The following is an 18,268-nucleotide window of genomic DNA, read 5'->3' as shown; positions in this document are numbered from 1 at the left end:
TATAAAATATCTGGTATGACGTCTTACCAATGCGTAAACGTCACATTTTTAAATAAATATTAACCGATTGAACGCGTTCTATATTGTAATTTTACTGTTTCGCTTCTATCGTTAGAAAGATACTAAAAACAACAATTTGATCACAAAACAACCCGTTACAGGGGGATGAACACAATGATAAAACGATCGCTTTTTGTTAAAAACAAAATAGCTTTGGGACTCGCGGCGGCTACACTCGGACTCTCAAGCACATCTTTGCACGCGGCAAACTTTGAATTAGGTGACTTTGACATACGTTTTGACTCTAATTTCTCTTATGGCCAAAGTATTCGTGTTGAAGACCGAGATTTCAAACATATAGGTAAAAGTAATAACCCTTCATTCGATTGGACGGGTTATCATTCTGCTTTAAATCCAATCTATTCTTCTGCTGATGTATGGAACCAACCAGGTGCATATTCAAATAATGGTGATGCAGGTAATCTTAATTTTGATAGTGGTGATTCATTTTCAAAATTATTAAAAGGTAACCACGAGCTATCAATCAGCAAAGATAACTTTGGTTTCTTCACTCGCTTTATGTACTTCTACGACTTTGCGTTGATGGATGGTGATTACGCATATAGTAATCCAACTTCAGGCAATAAAGTTGATCCATGTGATGATGACGACACAAAAGAACAAGTGTGTGCTGATTTACGTTTACTCGATGCCTATGTATGGGCAAACTTTGATTTAAATGAAGGTCGTAACCCACTGTCTATTCGTTTAGGCCAACAAGTTGTTAACTGGGGTGAGAGTACTTTGATTTCGCATGGTATCAACGTAAACCCAGTTGATATCGATCGATTAAAAGCCCCTGGTGCAGAATTAAAAGAAGCGTTCATACCTGTAGGTATGCTTTGGGCATCTCTCGGTATTACAGATAATTTAACGCTAGAAGGTTTCTACCAGTATGAATGGCATGAAACACGTCTTCCTGCGGCAGGTACATATTTCTCGACTAACGATTTCGCGTCTGAAAATGGTTATCAGCAAAATATACAACTGGGCTTCACCTCTAACCCAGATATTGATTTAGCATTCTTAACAGAAAGCTTAAATAATTTAGATGACATTGTTCGCTCGCAAGGTGTTGATCCTACATCAGCACAAGGTCAAGCAATGATGGCACAAATGTACCTAGCTTACCCGACCAAAGTGGCATTAAAAGGCAAAGGTTCTGCAGGTAAAAACGAACCTGATGACGGTGGTCAATATGGCTTACGCCTAGGTATGTACTTACCTGAATTAAACGACACCGAAGTAGCGCTATACCACATTAACTATCATAGTCGTCGCCCGGTAATTTCTGGTCAGGTATCTAACTTCACTGATGCGGCAATAGCTGCCGATATCGGTATGTTACTAACGACAGAAATCACAGAAGATAATGTAACAGGCTTACAAGCATTTACTAAAGGACAGCTAGAATACCCTGAAGATATTAAGCTTTATGGTCTAAGCTTTAATACATCAGTCGGTGAAACAGCGCTTGCTGGTGAATTTGCATTCCGTCAAGACGAACCACTACAAATTGATGACGTAGAGTTACTTTACGCGGGTATGCCTGAGCAATTAGCGGTTGCAGGTATTCGTCCTGACTTTGCTGGTATTTCACAAATGAGTTTAGGCGATGCTACGAGTGTTGTAGGTCCAGGTGAAGTTGCACAAGGCTTTATTCTTCGTAACACGGCACAATTACAATTTACTGCAACGCATTTATTTGGTCCTTCGCTAGGTGCTGATAGCTGGGCGGTAGTTGGTGAAATTGGTGGTGTACGTATTAATGATATGCCAGATTACGATGAGCTTCGTTTAAACGTTGCCGGTACTGGTCGAAGCGGTATCATGCAAGGCCCATTAAGCGATGATTATTCAACGCTACACTTAGGTCTTTCAAACGGTCCTGAAACGAATCCATTCCCAACGGCTTCTGCATGGGGTTATCGCCTAATTGCCAAAGGTGATTATTATAACTTCTTTAGCGGTGTTAACTTCTCGCCACGTTTTGTGTTCTCGCACGATGTAAATGGTATTACACCTGATCCAATGTTCTTATTTGTTGAAGACCGTAAATCGCTCGGTGTTACCATGAACTTCAACTATCAAAATGCGTGGTCATTCGACTTTAGCTACAACTCGTTCTGGGGTGGTGGCGCAACGAATACTTTCTCTGACCGCGATTATGTTTCTTTCAATATTAAATATTCAATCTAAGGGTAAATTATGATTATTAGAAAACCTACCCTCATCGCAGCAGCATTTTGTGGCGTTTTCGCAAGCTCAAGTGTACTTGCAAAAATTACCGCTGATGAAGCGGCTCGTTTAGGTAATGATTTAACGCCTATTGGCGCAGAAAAAGCAGCAAACAAAGATGGCTCTATTCCGGCTTGGACTGGTGGTATAACAAAACCACCTGCTAGTTATAAGCCTGGTATGCATCATCCTGACCCGTTTGCTGATGATAAAATCTTATTTACGATTGATAAATCGAACGTTGACCAGTACAAAGATTACTTGAGCCCAGGTCAAGTTGAATTATTCAACACGTATCCTGATACGTTCAAGATGAATATTTACCCAACTCGTCGAAGTGCGTCTTATCCTCAGTTTGTATACGATGCAACTAAAAAATATGCAACGACAGCTGAGTTAGTAGAAGGTGGTAACGGTATTAAAAATACCGCTGTAGGTGTTCCGTTCCCAATTCCTAAAGATGGTTTAGAAGCTATTTGGAACCACTTACTACGTTTCCGTGGTTTATCAATTGCGCGCTCTGGTGGTCAAGCAGCACCGACAGCGTCAGGTTCATACAACTATGTAGGTTTTGATGAGCAACTATTAGTTGAATACTCATCACCTGAAGCAACGCCAGAGAAACTACAAGAATCTAATATCTTGTTTAAGTTTAAGCAAAAAGTAACTGAGCCTGCTCGTCTTGCAGGTACTGCGTTACTAGTTCATGAAACCATGGACCAAATATTAACGCCACGCCAAGCATGGACATACAATTCAGGTCAGCGTCGTGTTCGTCGTGCACCTAATGTTGCCTATGATGCACCTGGAACAGCAGCTGACAGCTTACGTACGACTGATGATTTTGATATGTTCAACGGTTCTCCGAATCGTTACAACTGGACATTAAAAGGTAAGCAAGAGCTTTATATTCCTTATAACAGCTACAAGCTTCACAGCGACAAGCTAAGCTACGATGATATTTTACAAGCAGGTCATATCAATCCTGAGCATGTTCGTTATGAAAAACACCGTGTTTGGGTTGTTGAAGCGAACCTGAAAGAGGGTACTCGTCATATTTATAAGAAACGTGTTTTCTATATTGATGAAGATAGCTGGCAAGTACATGTAACGGATATCTATGATAACCGCGATCAAATGTATCGTGTAGCGATGGCTCATGGCCTTAACTACTATGAAGTACCGACTCATTGGAGTACGTTAGAAGTTTATCATGACCTTAACTCTCGTCGTTATTTAGCAATTGGTTTAGATAATCAAGAAAAAATGTATGATTTCTCACAATCATTCAACGATAACGAGTTTACTTCAAGCGCATTACGCCGCGAAGGTCGTTAATAAAATTAAGGCACCTGACTCCAGGTGCCTTTTGCAATTCGCGTAAGTCATCAGTACACGCAATAGGTTTCCCAGTGACTTTTTTGACTTCTCTTTTTTATCTTTTCGAAGGCGATTTATCTTTATGAAGTATTTGCTTTATGCCTGTCTTGCTTATAGTGCTTCATGTTTTGCTCAAGACATGCCTATGCCGCAACAAGCTATTAGCGCTGTTAACGCAAACAAAACTCTACTCACCGACATTGAACTAGCTGGCTCAAATCTTGTTGCTGTTGGCAAACATGGTGTGGTTATTACAAGTACAGATGCTAAAACTTGGCAACAAGCGAGTGTACCGACCCAAGTACTACTCACTGCAGTTGATTTTTATAATAGCGATTTAGGCTGGGCCTGTGGTCATGATGCAACCATCATTAATACACAGGATGCAGGAAAAACCTGGCAATTACAGCAGTCTCTACCAAACATGGATAAGCCATGTTTAGATATTTTATTTACTACTGCTGAGCATGGTTATGCAGTAGGTGCTTACGGCATGTTTTTTGAAACTAATGATGGTGGCCAAACTTGGCAGAAACGTTTTTTAGATAGTCTATTATTTGAGGAAGACCGTGAATACCTCAATGATCTAAAAGACAGTGATCCAGAAGGGTATGAAATTGAAACCGCTTCAATACTCCCACATTTTAATCGTATTGTTAAAACCGATAATAGCTTATTCCTAGCTGGTGAAATGGGGTTAATGGCACAAAGTTTCGACAATGGACAAACATGGCAGCGTCTTGAAGAGATCTATATGGGCTCTTTCTTTACGTTTGCGTCAACTGCAGATCAAGGTGGAGAAGACCTAGTTGCAGGCCTTAGAGGCAACATTTTTACTCGCCAAGCTGGCAGTGAACAGTGGCAGCAAATACCACACGACAATTATGCAACCGTTAATAGCGCGATTAACTACAACAACCAATGGCTATTATTTGCTAACAGTGGGGTGATTTTCCATATTAAGAATGACCAACTTACAGAAGAACAAATGGCCGATGGTAAATCGTTACTTGATGGTGTTGTGTTTCAAGACAAACTAATTATGGCTTCAGAAAATGGCATTAAAGTGAAGGAGTTGAATCCGTAATGCGTGGTTTTTTAGATATTTTAGAAAGAGCGGTGTTTCGTCATCGCTTATTCGCAATTATTTCCTTTGCTTTGATCACCTGTTTTTTATTATTCAAGGCAACACAAATTCAATTAGACGCATCGTTTAATAAAAATATACCGCTCAATCATGACTATATGAAGGTTTACACCAAACACGAAAAACAATTTGGTGGTGCAAACAGTATTTTGATTTCAGTCTGTGATGCAGACGGTGATATTTTTAATGAAGAATTTTTTACCCAACTTAAAGCAGTTCATGACCAGCTTTATTTTATTCCCGGTGTGAATCGTCCATTAGTAAATTCAATCTTTGCACCGAGTGCGCGTTTTGTTGAAGTGGTTGAAGATGGGTTTGCTGGCGGTCCAATTATTCCGGCAAACTTTACCGCTGACAAACGTGGTCTTGCGGTTGTAAAAGAAAATATCGAAAAAGCAAAAGTGGTTGGCCGCATGATTGCCAGTGACTACTCTTGCGCGATGGTGACAGCCCAATTACTCGAAACTGACCCGCAAACACAAGAAAAACTAGACACTTTAGCGTTTGCTGAAAAGTTAGAAACGCAAGTCCGTGATCCGCTCAGTACTGATAAAGTCAGTATCCATATCATTGGTTTTGCAAAAATGGCAGGTGATGTAGCTGAGGGGGCTAAAGGCGTACTGTTATTTTTTGCTATTGCGATTGCTTTCACATTCGTGATGGTTTGGTTATTTTGTCAAAGCTTAAAGCTGACGATTTTACCGATTGCGTGTTCAATCATTGCGGTTGTCTGGCAGTTAGGTTTGTTATCGACCTTAGGCTTTGGTTTAGATCCTATGTCAATTCTAGTGCCGTTTTTAGTGTTTGCGATTGGCGTAAGCCATGGTGTGCAAATGATTAATGACATCGGTAAAAAAGTGTCAACAGGTAGTTCAACTCGGGTTTGCTGTCAGGCAAGCTTCAGGGCACTTCTGATCCCAGGTGGTATCGCACTGTTATCTGACACAATTGGTTTCTTAACTTTACTAACCATTGATATTGGTATTATTCGCGAACTTGCCATCACAGCGAGTTTAGGTGTGGCGGTAATTATTTTCACTAACCTGATTCTATTACCTGTATGGGCATCTTATATGCGCTTTGAAGGCACTGTGCATATTCAAGCTGGTACTCACACAGATAAACCAAATTTCTTAGATAAGTTACGCGAGCTATTAGTAAAAGCTACTGATCGTAAAACAGCTGGTTTTATTATCGTCTTTACGGCTGTGTTATTTGCAGTGGGTTACTGGCAAGCTGACAAAATGCGTATTGGTGACTTACATGCTGGTGCGCCATCTTTGCACCAAGATGCCCGCTATAACCAAGACACCTTTTTGATTTCTGATAAATACACCATTTCATCAGATATCCTAAAAGTGATTGTAGAAGCGTATCCTGCTGCGTGTACTGAGCATGATGTTATGGAACGTATTAGCCGCTTCCAATGGCAAATGGAGAACGTTTCAGGGGTGCAATCAGCAGTGAGTTTAAGTTCTGTTGCGCAATCTGTGAATGCCGGTTTCAACGAAGGTAACTTAAAATGGCAAAGCCTGCCGCGCAATACCGCCAGTTTAGTGCAAGCAACATCGCGCGTCGAAACAAGCTCAGGTTTACTCGATGGTAACTGCTCTGTAATGCCAGTGATTATTTTCTTAAATGACCACAAAGCAGAAACTATTGACCATGTAGTGGCAAAGGTTAAAGAGTTTGCTGCCGCTGAAGGTACGGATAAATTGAAGTTTAAGCTCGCGTCAGGGCCAGTAGGTGTAATGGCTGCAACGAACGAATCGGTATCGGCTGCACAGCTACCTATGATGCTTTACGTTTACGGCGCCGTAATCCTGCTATGCTTAATTAGCTTTAGAAGTGTTAAGGCAACGGTCGCGGTTGTATTACCTCTGTACATCGTATCAACCTTAGCGCAAGCGTTGATGGTACAACTTGAAATAGGTTTAACAGTGTCGACATTACCAGTTATCGCTTTAGGTGTTGGTATTGGTGTCGATTACGGGATTTACATACTTTCATCAATGATGGAGCAGCTAAAACAAGGTGTGGCACTGGAAGTAGCTTATCGTAATGCATTAGTAGAGCGTGGTAGTGCAGTGCTGTTCACAGGTATTACCTTAGCCATTGGTGTTAGCACATGGATTTTCTCTGATCTGAAGTTCCAAGTGGATATGGGTATTCTTCTGACCTTCATGTTTTTGGTTAACATGTTGGGTGCAGTACTACTTTTACCTGCAATTGGTAGCTTCCTCTGGACTGACCAGAAAAAATAATGTGAATAATTGTGCTCCAATATGGCCAGTAATGGCCATTTATATCTATATTTTGTGAATAGATGACCAAATAGCTGAAAAGCTTAAAATGATTTCATCGAAAAGGCTGTTTATTAGCTGTAAAAGAGTTAGAATTTACCTGACTCCACGCTAATAAATGGCTGTACAAATATTCTACTAATCGATAAGTAGTATAGATTAAGGAACATACAATGACACGAAATGAAGGGCAAGCCTCGGTTATCTTAGATAATGTCTGTAAGCTGATCCAGAAAAAAGTTCACGCTGATAATGTGTTACTCGTTGAGAAATTCGCCAAAGCCTTGTACAGCAATATGTCTAAAGAGGATTTGGCTCATCGCAACGATAGTGACTTATATGGCGCTGCACTAAGCCTATGGAACTCGCTAGAAAAAAATAATTCTGATGACGCGGTTGTCCGTGTTTTCAATCCTGAAGTAGCAAAAGATGGCTGGCAGTCATCGCACACTATTGTTGAAATCATCGCGAAAGACATGCCTTTCCTTGTTGATTCTGTGCGCATGGCCATGACCCGCGCAAACATCGCTTCTCACTTATTACTTCACTCTCCGCTGAAAATCCAACGTGATAAAAACGCTAAAATCACCGGTATTTCAAGCTTAAAAGCTGAGCAAGAATCAACGTCGACAAAAACTGTGTTCTTTATTGAGATTGATCGTCAAACAGATGCAAAAGTCATTGAGTCTTTCAAAAAAGAACTTGAGAGTGTGTTAGTTGACGTATCTATTGCTGTAGAAGATTGGCAGCCAATTCGTGAAAAACTTATTGCGGTAACGAAAGACTTACCAAAACGCCATCATAATAATAACGAAAGCGAAGTTGCAGAAACGGTAGAATTTTTAGACTGGTTAGCAAAGGATAACTTTACGCTAATGGGTTACCGTGAGTATGAACTTTCGCCAGTGCAAGGTGATTACCAGTTAAAAGGTAAAAAGGGCACTAGCCTTGGTCTAATGAAAAACACAGACGAAGAGCATAGCCGTTTACTTTCAGAATTACCTGAAGTAGCTCGCCAAGAAGCACGTAGCAGCAATTTATTAATTTTAACGAAAACAAATTCAGTATCTCGTGTGCATCGCCCTGCGTATATCGACTATGTGGGTATTAAGCGTTTTGATGATGCGGGCAATGTAATTGGTGAAGACCGTTTCCTTGGTTTATTCTCATCAAGCTTTTATAACAACAGCGCCGCTGATGTACCTGTACTGAAAAGTAAGATTAACCGCATTATGGAAATGTGTGACTTTGCAAAAGGCACTCATGCATACAAAGCGGTATTAAATATTTTAGAAACGTATCCACGTGATGAACTTGTTCAAGCACGTGAAGCTGATCTACTTGAAGTTGCCATGGGCGTATTACAAGTACAAGAGCGTGATATGTGCCGTATTTTTGTGCGTAAAGACGCATATGGCCGTTTCTTCTCTTGCATGGTATATGTACCGCGTGAGCGCTATAACACGGCTCTTCGTCGTGAAACGCAACGTATCTTAGCCAATGCATTTAATTCTGACGAAAAAGTCGAATTTACTACTTTCTTCTCTGAGTCAACATTAGCCCGTACACATTACACGGTGCGTGTGACTGACAATAATATTGAATATAACGTGAAAGACATCGAAAACAACCTAATTGAAGCTGCCCGTACTTGGGAAGATAGACTCCAATCTGCACTACTTGAAAGTGCAGGTGAAGCACGCGGCAAAGAACTAAACCGTAAATATGCACAAGCGTTTGCAAGTGCGTATAAAGATCAGGTTTTACCAAGTGCTGCGGTTGTTGATATTGAAAAACTTGAACTTCTTACTGACGAAAACAAACTAGAAATGTTGTTTTACCGTCCACAAGAAGAAGCAAATACCAACGTTGTTCGTTTAAGCTTATTCCATAAAGATGAGCCAATCCACTTATCTGACGTAATGCCAATGTTAGAAAATTTTGGTTTACGCGTAGTGGGTGAAACACCTTACTCAGTTAAAACGACTGACGGTAAAGTTAATTGGATCATGGATTTCACCATGCTAATTGACAATAAGGGCATCGCTGATTTTGATAAAGTATCAGCACGTTTCCGTGCCGCACTGACTAATGTTTGGAATAACCGATTAGAAAACGATGGTTTCAACCGTTTAGTATTAATGGGTGGCTTAACAGGTCGTGAAGCGTCTATTCTTCGTGCATACGCTAAATACATGCGTCAGATTGGTGTAACTTTCTCGCAAACATACATCGAAAGCACGTTTGCCAATTACCCACATATTGCTTCGCAAATCGTTAACTTATTCACTAAAAAGTTCTCTGTTAAGAACCCAGGTAGTGAGAAGGCTCTTGAGAAGCTAGTTGCACAAGTAAATCTTGAACTAGAAAACGTAGCAAACCTGGATGATGACCGTATCATCCGTTTATACGTTGATATGATCAATGCAACCCTAAGAACGAACTTCTTCCAAAAAGAAGCGGATGGCCAATTTAAGTCTTACGTATCATTCAAGGTGCAACCTTCTATGATCCCAGAAATGCCATTACCACTTCCTGCGTTCGAGATCTTCGTATACTCGCCGCGCGTTGAAGGTGTGCATTTACGTGGTGGTAAAGTTGCTCGTGGTGGTTTACGTTGGTCAGACCGTCGTGAAGATTTCCGTACTGAAGTACTGGGTCTTGTTAAAGCGCAACAAGTTAAAAACACGGTTATCGTACCAGTTGGTTCTAAAGGCGGTTTCGTATGTAAACAGCTACCAACAGAGCGTGAAGCATTCTTCAAAGAAGGCCAAGAGTGTTACAAGATTTTCATCCGTGGTTTATTAGATATCACAGATAACATTGAACGTGGTGAAATTGTGCCACCAGTTGATGTAGTTCGTCATGATGAAGATGACCCGTATTTAGTTGTTGCTGCCGATAAGGGTACTGCGACTTTCTCTGATATCGCTAACGGCATCGCAAATGAATATAACTTCTGGCTAGGTGATGCATTTGCATCAGGTGGCTCAGTAGGTTACGACCACAAGAAAATGGGTATCACGGCAAAAGGTGCGTGGGAATCTGTTAAACGTCATTTCCGTGAAATGGATATTGACTGTCAAACAACTGATTTCACTGTTGTGGCAATCGGCGACATGGCGGGTGACGTATTTGGTAATGGTATGTTGCTTTCTAAGCACATTCGCTTACAAGTAGCGTTTAACCACATGCACATCTTTGTTGATCCAAACCCAGATGCAGCGACATCTTACCCAGAGCGTGAACGTTTATTTAATCTACCGCGTTCTTCTTGGGAAGATTACAACAAAGACCTTATTTCACAAGGTGGTGGTGTATTCTCTCGTGCGGCTAAATCAATTAGCTTAAGCCCAGAAATGAAGAAAATGCTTGGCACTAAGAAAGCGAGCATGACACCTAATGAGTTAATCAAAGCAGCACTAATGATGGAGTTTGATTTACTTTGGAATGGTGGTATCGGTACTTACATCAAGCACTCTAAAGAGACTGATGCTGATGTTGGTGACCGCGCGAATGATGCACTTCGTATTAATGGTTCTGAGCTTGGTGCGAAGATCTTAGGCGAGGGCGGTAACTTAGGTGCAACACAATTAGGTCGAATCGAATTTGCTGCTAAAGGCGGTCGTGTTAACACTGACTTCATTGATAACGTGGGTGGTGTAGCATGTTCAGATAACGAAGTTAATATTAAGATTTTACTTAATGGTCTAGTTGCAGAAGGTGACTTAACGCGTAAACAACGTGATGAGCTACTTTATTCAATGACTGATGAAGTATCTGAGTTAGTATTAAAAGATTGTTATCGTCAAACGCATACCTTATCGATTACTCAATCAAAAGGTACGTCGACGCTAAAAGAAAAAGTACGTTTCATCCACGCACTTGAAAAAGATGGCAAGTTAAACCGTGCAATCGAGTTTATTCCAACTGATGAAGAACTTGCAGAGCGCGCAGCAGCGGGTAAAGATTTAACTCGTCCAGAGCTATCTGTATTAGTTTCTTATGCGAAGATGGTACTTAAAGAGTCTCTAGTGGTTGATGAAATCACTGAAAACCCATACTACCGTCAATTATTAGTTAAGTCGTTCCCAGTGCCACTTCGTGAGAAGTTCAACGATGCAATGGATAACCACCCACTTCGTAAAGAAATTATCGCAACTAAACTTGCGAATAATATCGTTAACGATATGGGCCTTAACTTTATGGTTCGTATGCAAGAAGAAACAGGTGCGAATGAAGCTGAAATCGCACTTTGCTACTCAATTGCAAAAGAAGTGTTCCAGATGCCAGAAACGTGGTCATCAATTGTTGCGCTTGATAATAAGATCCCAGCAGCTGTGCAAACAGAAATGCTATATCAGTTACGTCGTACGGTTCGTCGTGCAACACGTTGGTTCTTACGTCATCGCAATAAAGCACAAACGATTGAGCAAGCAATTGAATTCTTCGCACCAACATTTGCTGATTTAAGTGAAAACCTAAACAGCTATATGGTTGAAAAAGAGAGCGAGCGTCTAGTTAAAGCAGCTGACAAGTTAATTGACAGCAATGTACCAAAAGCACTAGCGACACGCATAGTTTCACTATCAAGCTTATTCTCTGTAATGGACTTAGCTGAAATTGCAAATAATTCAGAGCGTAGTATTGATATGGTTTCTAATACGTACTTCAAGTTGGGTGCACGTATGGGCCTTCATTGGTTCCTTGACCAAATCACTAACCAACCGGTTGCGAACCACTGGCAAGCACTTGCTCGTGCGTCATACCGTGAAGAGCTGGATTGGCAACAACGTACATTATCAGCTGTGGTACTTAATAGCTTTGCAGCAGATAGCAAAGACATTGATGCACAAATTGATGAGTGGATGGATAATCAAGATCTACTATTACAACGTTGGAAGCAGATGTTATCTGAGTTCAAAACATCGCAAAGCCACGATTTTGCGAAGTTCTCAGTGGCACTTCGTGAACTAATGTTGCTAAGCCACAACTGTGACACTTCCAAATAAGTGAAAAGTCGTTAAAATACATACCCCAGCTCGCTGGGGTATTTTTTTGCCCTTAATTTGCAATGGTCCGTTTTAAACGGCTACCTTGTTTATTTTACCTGAGGAACAAACCATGTTTTATGATCTAGCTCGCCGTTTTATGTTTACCCGTGATGCGGAGTGGGCTCATGAATTTGCACTTAATAATTTACGACGATTTGCTCATACGCCATTGAGTGCTGCGTGGTCTCAATCTGTCCCTAATAAACCTGTAAATTTTTTGGGGTTAGAATTTAAAAATCCGGTAGGTTTAGCAGCAGGCTTAGATAAAAATGCAGAGTGTATTGATGCATTTTCGCAAATGGGCTTTGGTTTTGTTGAAGTAGGTACTGTTACCCCACGTCCTCAAGCTGGTAACGATAAACCACGTATTTTTCGCCTACCTGAATCAAATGCGATTATTAATCGCATGGGTTTTAACAACAAGGGTGTTGATAACCTAGTTAACAATGTTAAAGCGGCGAAATATGACGGAATTTTAGGTATCAATATTGGTAAAAATAAAGATACACCAAACGAGCAGGGTAAAGATGATTACATCCACTGTATGCGTAAAGTGTTCGAACATGCATCATACATTACGGTAAATATCTCTTCACCGAATACACCTGGTCTACGCGACTTGCAATACGGTGAAGCGCTGGATGATTTACTACAAAGCTTAAAGAACGAACAACTTGATTTAGTTGCAAAGCATAACAAACAAGTACCTATGCTGGTTAAGATCGCCCCAGATCTTGATGAAGTACAAATTGCTCAAGTAAGTGAATCATTGATCAACAATAAGATCGATGGCGTTATTGCCACGAACACCACTCTTGAGCGCGCTTTGGTGCAAGGCCAACAATACGCAAATGAAGCGGGTGGTTTATCTGGGCAACCAGTTCGTCAGCGCTCAACCCACGTGGTTAGCGAGCTTAAGCGCTTAACCGAAGGTAAACTACCGATTATCGGTGTGGGTGGTATCGACGATGCCGAGTCGGCAAAAGAAAAATTTGCAGCAGGTGCAGACCTAGTTCAAGTTTACACTGGTTTTATTTATAAAGGTCCGGAATTGGTAAAAACGATCCTAAATGGCTTATAAGGATCAGTTATCTAAGCAATTGATCATTAATAAAATGTTCTAAAAAATCATTTTATTAATGGTCTGCTTTAGTTATAATTTATGATTAAGCGCACAGTATTTATTCTTTAGGGAGGAGACATGTTACAAGCATCTAAGCAATGGAAATGGCTTGCTTGTGCGAAAAATAATCGTCTTTTGGTTGATCTTGACCAAGATATGCAACTGTGCACGCCTTATAAACTTCGCCAACTTACCGATGCTGTGCTAAAAGAACCAAATTTTAGCCTTGAAGATGCTGCTTTTTATCAGCAAGTTTATCAATACCTCGAAACTTTCTCATTATGGAATCCTGCAGAGCTTTGCCAAATTGCTCTTAATGCCACAGCGGTAAAATTTCATTTAAAGCCAGTACTTGCAAAAAGTTGGTTTTTTCATGAGTATCACGGCAGCCAACCAAGTGTTGAAGCTGTAGTGAAGTTGTGCTCACAAGCACAAGAGGGTGAGTTTTTAATTGTCGACCATTCAAGTGAAGCCTCAGTGTGTATTAACTTAAGTCAACATTTTCAATTAGACGAAAATCTATCACTTGAGCAGTTTGAAGCCATTAAGGTTTTAAATAACCGTATCCATCCTGTTTATATTCAACAAAAACAGTTTAAATCTGCCTAATATCCCTGCAAATGTTGGCGTTTTTGTTCGCCAAGCTATGCTATAATCCTGCGCAATTAGCATTTAAGGGTTTTTACTTTGCAATTTATCGCACTTACTTCTATCGGAATAGAAAATTTACTTGTTGATGAGCTTACAGCACTCGGTGCAGAAGTCTCAAAACAAACCGTGGGCTCTGTACGTTTTGAAGCTGATAGCTTATTAGCACAAAAGATTTGTTTATCGAGTCGCTTTGCCACTCGTATCATGATGCTGATAGAAGAAAAAGAAGGCGTGAAAGACAAAGACAGCCTTTATCAATTTGCACGTTTGCAGCCTTGGCAAGAATGGTTTGGTCCTAAACAAACCTTTGCTGTTGATTTTAGCGGTACAAATAACGACTTAAAAAATACGCAATTTTCAGGTCTCGTTGTTAAAGATGCGATTGTCGATTATTTTGCGGATTTATTCGAGCAGCGCCCAGATGTTGATAAATACAACGCCAATGTTCGTGTTGTAGCTAGATTGAACCGCCAAGGGGTCGCGCTTTATATCGATTATTCTGGCCCTCGTTTATCTGAACGTGGTTATCGTCAAGATCAAGGCAAGGCTCCAATTAAAGAGCATTTAGCTGCAGCTCTTGTAAAACGTAGTGGCTGGCTTGAAAACGTACAGCAACCTTTGTTCGACCCATGTTGTGGTTCTGGTACCATTTTAATTGAAGCAGCCAGCATGGCACGCAATGAAGCACCGGGGTTATTCCGTGAAGGTTTCGCGTTCGAGCGCTTGCCAAGTTTTCGTATTCAAAAATATAAAGAGTTAAAAGCTGAATTAACTGCTCAAATTACAGATCCAAAGTTATGGCTTATTGGCCATGATATTGATGGCGGTGTGATTGCAAAAGCTCAGGAAAACGCCGAGCGAGCAGACCTTGGTAATGTGATTAAATTTAAACAAAGCGATGCGAATAAGTTAACCTCTGTAGCGAAATTACCAGGAGTGGTGATTTCAAATTTACCTTATGGTGAGCGCTTAGGTTCAATGGCTGAACTGGTTAACTTACACCGTAGTTTAGGTGTGGGCTTTAAAAAGCATTTTAACCATTGGAAGCTTGCTTTATTAGGCACAGACGAAAGCCTATTTAAATTATTAAAACTTGTTAAATTAAAACGCTATAAGTTCAAAAATGGCCCGTTAGATGTTGTTTTAAATCTATACCAACTAGACGATAAACAAGTAGAGCTAAGCAAAGAAGACAAACCTGCACTTAATTTTGAAGGCTCAACGGCATTTGCAAACCGCTTAAAGAAAAACAAGCAAAACTTAAAGAACTGGTTAAAACAAAATGAAGTGAGCTGTTATCGCGTTTATGATGCTGATATTCCAGAATATAACGTAGCTGTTGATGTTTATGATGACTCAGCTGTTATTTTTGAATATGCTGCACCGAAAGAAATTGATGATAATACGGCACAAAAACGCCTACAGGATGTCATAAGCCTGACTGCTGAACAGTTAGCTATTGCACCTGAAAATATCGCAGTTAAAGTGCGTAAAAAACAAAAAGGTGAAGAGCAATACACTAAAGTATCAAAACAAAATCGCACTCAAGTCGTCGAAGAGTTTGGTGCTAAATTTAAAGTTAACCTTTTTGATTATTTAGATACTGGTTTATTTTTAGATCATCGTTTGGCACGCCGATATATTCAACAAAATTCGCAAGGCAAACGTTTCTTAAACTTGTTTGCTTATACTGGCAGTGCATCTGTGCATGCGGCAGTAGGTGGTGCTAAAGCTATCACCACCGTTGATATGTCAAAAACTTACATAAAGTGGGCGCAAGAGAACTTTGTGTTGAATGACTTAAGTAATACTCGCTATCGTTTTGAACAAGCTGACTGCTTGAAATGGCTTGAATATGCTCAAGGTCAATATGATTTAATCTTCTTAGACCCACCGACTTTCTCAAATTCAAAACGTATGAAAGATGCATTTGATGTACAACGCGATCACATTAAATTACTTACGTGGGTTAAGAAAATCTTAAGCCCGAACGGTACGCTTATTTTCTCAAATAATAAGCGTGGCTTTAGCATGGATGAAGTAGGGCTAATGGGTCTGGGTTTAAAAGCAGAAAACATTTCTGATAAGACTCTATCACCAGACTTTAAGCGTAATAAGCAAATCCATAATAGTTGGCTTATTACCCATGGCTAATTTTACCCTGTACCACACTGATGGCTGTCATCTGTGTGAAATGGCCGATGAATTATTAATTGCTGCAAACGCTTCGTTTGTAGCAAAAGACATTATGGACAGTGAACAGCTGATTGCTCTATACCAAACCAGTATTCCGGTTGTTGAAGCTCATCAAGGTGAGAAATTATTCTGGCCTTTTGATGCTGAGCAGTTAGCGCAATTTATTGCTGATAATAAAGAATAAGAGTAGTAATCACGATGGATTTAATCAGAATAGCCAAAGCGCAACTCGCTTATGGTACACATCCGCTACTAGATGATGCCGATGCCGTTATTGAGTCAGGTGAGCGTGTATGTATCGTTGGCCGTAACGGTGCAGGAAAATCAACACTACTAAAAGTACTTGATGGCCAAGTGACATTGGATGATGGCGAAATCAACCAATTAGGCGGTATTCGTATTTCTCGTCTAGAGCAAGATCCCCCCAAAGGGGCAGCAGGTTCAGTATTTGATTATGTTGCTCAAGGCATGCCAGATATTGCTAACTTACTGATAGAATATCACCACGTTAGTAATCAAATGCAAACAGAGTATAACGATAAATTGCTCAACAAATTAGAGCGTTTATCTAATGAATTGGAAACAGTTGATGGCTGGCGTTTTGATACCCGTATTCAATTAGTTTTATCTCGCTTAGAGCTGGAGCCAGAGGCCAAACTTGAATCATTATCGGGTGGTTGGCTACGTAAAGTTGCTCTAGCAAGAGCTTTGGTTAGTGAACCCGACTTACTGTTACTTGATGAGCCAACTAACCACTTAGATATGAGTAGTGTTATTTGGCTTGAGCAGTTTTTAAAAGAGTTTAAAGGCGGTATCGTTTTTATATCTCACGATCGTGCGTTTATACGTGCAGTTGCTACTCGTATTCTCGATTTAGACCGTGGTAAGCTTGTTTCATATCCAGGTGATTACGCAACTTATCTTGAGCAAAAAGCGCATGATTTAAAAGTAGAAGAAACACAGAATGCACTGTTTGATAAACGTTTAGCTGAAGAAGAAACGTGGATCCGTCAAGGCATTAAAGCACGTAGAACACGTAATGAAGGGCGAGTACGCGCACTAAAAGAATTACGTAAAGAGCGTAAGCAACGTGTAGATCAAGTTGGTAAAACTGATTTCAACATTGAAACTGCTGATCGTTCTGGTAAGTTGGTGTTTGAAGCTAAAAACATTTGTCATGCATTTAAAGACAAAGTGATTGCGAAAGATTTCTCGACGCTTGTTATGCGGGGCGACCGAGTTGGTCTTGTGGGACCAAACGGTATAGGTAAAACAACGCTGCTGAAAATTTTATTTGGTGACTTAGTTCCAGATAGCGGCAGTGTTAAACAAGGTGTTAATTTAGAATTTGCCTATTTTGACCAATACCGCCAAAAGCTCGATGAAGAAGCTACAGTGCAAGACAACGTTGCTGAAGGCAAGCAAGAAGTGATGATGGGCGGTCGTTCTCGTCATGTGTTAGGTTACTTACAAGACTTCCTATTTCCTCCGGCACGTGCTCGTACGCCTGTAAAAGCACTTTCTGGTGGTGAAAAGAATCGCTTATTGTTAGCAAAGCTATTTTTAAAGCCATCTAACATTATTGTACTCGATGAGCCAACCAATGACCTTGATATCGAAACGTTAGAGCTCCTTGAGGAGATTATTAACCAATACCAAGGCACCGTATTGATAGTTAGCCATGACCGTGAATTTATTGATAATACCTGTAACTCTGTATGGGCCTTTGAGGGGAACGGCAAGATCACAGACATTGTTGGCGGTTACAGCGACTATGAAGCATTCGCCGCTCATTTAGCTGAGCAAGAAAAACAACAACAGCAACAAATTAAGCAAGAAAAGCCAGCCGTTGTTAGCCAAGATAATACACCAAAGAAAAGTAATAAACTCTCTTACAAATTAAAACTTGAATTAGAAGAATTACCCAGTAAAGTGGAACAACTTGAAAAAGCGTTAGACGCTCAGCAAGTTGTGGTTAATGACCCTGACTTTTTTAAGCAAGATGCTGCAATTACAACAGAAGCATTGAACCATTTAGCCGAGTTAGAGTCTGAGCTTGAAGCCGCTTTTGAGCGCTGGGAAGAACTCGAAGATTTAAAGAATCAGTAGTAAGGAT

10 protein-coding genes are annotated in these 18,268 nt (G+C 40.4%); all 10 read left to right on the top strand.

Features of this window, described 5'->3' with window-relative positions:
- The first annotated feature begins 174 nt into the window (after positions 1–174).
- Positions 175–2,259: a DUF1302 domain-containing protein gene (locus tag J8Z25_RS09250; RefSeq protein WP_130051397.1), complete on the top strand. Its 2,085-nt coding sequence runs from the start codon at positions 175–177 to the stop codon at positions 2,257–2,259.
- A 12-nt stretch (positions 2,260–2,271) separates the two neighbouring features.
- On the top strand, positions 2,272–3,636 hold the full coding sequence (locus tag J8Z25_RS09245) for a DUF1329 domain-containing protein (protein ID WP_130052285.1): 1,365 nt from the start codon (positions 2,272–2,274) through the stop codon (positions 3,634–3,636).
- 124 nt (positions 3,637–3,760) lie between these two features.
- Positions 3,761–4,765 (top strand): WD40/YVTN/BNR-like repeat-containing protein, encoded by a 1,005-nt coding sequence (locus J8Z25_RS09240; RefSeq protein WP_130051398.1) that lies wholly within the window; start codon positions 3,761–3,763, stop codon positions 4,763–4,765.
- Positions 4,765–7,089, top strand: coding sequence for an efflux RND transporter permease subunit (locus tag J8Z25_RS09235; protein ID WP_250660945.1), 2,325 nt, complete (start codon positions 4,765–4,767; stop codon positions 7,087–7,089). Before J8Z25_RS09240 ends, J8Z25_RS09235 begins: the two co-directional genes overlap by 1 nt.
- A 212-nt stretch (positions 7,090–7,301) precedes the next feature.
- A complete protein-coding gene (locus J8Z25_RS09230; RefSeq protein ID WP_130051400.1) occupies positions 7,302–12,140 on the top strand; it encodes an NAD-glutamate dehydrogenase in 4,839 nt (1,612 codons plus the stop codon).
- A 112-nt stretch (positions 12,141–12,252) separates the two neighbouring features.
- Complete coding sequence (gene pyrD / locus J8Z25_RS09225; protein ID WP_167657595.1) at positions 12,253–13,263, top strand: quinone-dependent dihydroorotate dehydrogenase; 1,011 nt, start codon at positions 12,253–12,255, stop codon at positions 13,261–13,263.
- 120 nt (positions 13,264–13,383) lie between these two features.
- Entirely contained in the window at positions 13,384–13,914 is a 531-nt protein-coding gene (locus J8Z25_RS09220; RefSeq protein WP_130051402.1) for a cell division protein ZapC domain-containing protein, read from the top strand.
- 78 nt (positions 13,915–13,992) lie between these two features.
- Positions 13,993–16,110 carry a bifunctional 23S rRNA (guanine(2069)-N(7))-methyltransferase RlmK/23S rRNA (guanine(2445)-N(2))-methyltransferase RlmL gene (gene rlmKL / locus J8Z25_RS09215; protein WP_250660944.1) on the top strand — a complete coding sequence of 706 codons (2,118 nt, stop codon included), beginning with the start codon at positions 13,993–13,995 and terminating at the stop codon, positions 16,108–16,110.
- Entirely contained in the window at positions 16,103–16,336 is a 234-nt protein-coding gene (locus J8Z25_RS09210) for a glutaredoxin family protein (RefSeq protein WP_130051404.1), read from the top strand. The genes rlmKL and J8Z25_RS09210 overlap by 8 nt, the downstream gene beginning before the upstream one ends.
- A gap of 14 nt (positions 16,337–16,350) precedes the next feature.
- A complete protein-coding gene (gene uup, locus J8Z25_RS09205; RefSeq protein ID WP_250660943.1) occupies positions 16,351–18,261 on the top strand; it encodes an ATP-binding cassette ATPase Uup in 1,911 nt (636 codons plus the stop codon).
- The last annotated feature ends 7 nt before the right edge of the window (positions 18,262–18,268 follow it).

Origin of the sequence: Pseudoalteromonas sp. SCSIO 43101, from assembly GCF_023650775.1 — a bacterium.
Classification (GTDB): domain Bacteria; phylum Pseudomonadota; class Gammaproteobacteria; order Enterobacterales; family Alteromonadaceae; genus Pseudoalteromonas; species Pseudoalteromonas apostichopi.
Note: the sequence above shows the minus strand (reverse complement) of the source record. Positions and strands in the feature narration are given on the sequence as shown.

Bases quoted from the DNA above. Each gene is read 5' to 3' on its own strand.
- J8Z25_RS09250 (WP_130051397.1), top strand. From the start codon at position 175: ATGATAAAACGATCGCTTTTTGTTAAAAACAAAATAGCTTTGGGACTC.
- J8Z25_RS09240 (WP_130051398.1), top strand. From the start codon at position 3,761: ATGAAGTATTTGCTTTATGCCTGTCTTGCTTATAGTGCTTCATGTTTT.
- J8Z25_RS09235 (WP_250660945.1), top strand. From the start codon at position 4,765: ATGCGTGGTTTTTTAGATATTTTAGAAAGAGCGGTGTTTCGTCATCGC.
- J8Z25_RS09230 (WP_130051400.1), top strand. From the start codon at position 7,302: ATGACACGAAATGAAGGGCAAGCCTCGGTTATCTTAGATAATGTCTGT.
- pyrD (WP_167657595.1), top strand. From the start codon at position 12,253: ATGTTTTATGATCTAGCTCGCCGTTTTATGTTTACCCGTGATGCGGAG.
- J8Z25_RS09220 (WP_130051402.1), top strand. From the start codon at position 13,384: ATGTTACAAGCATCTAAGCAATGGAAATGGCTTGCTTGTGCGAAAAAT.
- J8Z25_RS09210 (WP_130051404.1), top strand. From the start codon at position 16,103: ATGGCTAATTTTACCCTGTACCACACTGATGGCTGTCATCTGTGTGAA.
- uup (WP_250660943.1), top strand. From the start codon at position 16,351: ATGGATTTAATCAGAATAGCCAAAGCGCAACTCGCTTATGGTACACAT.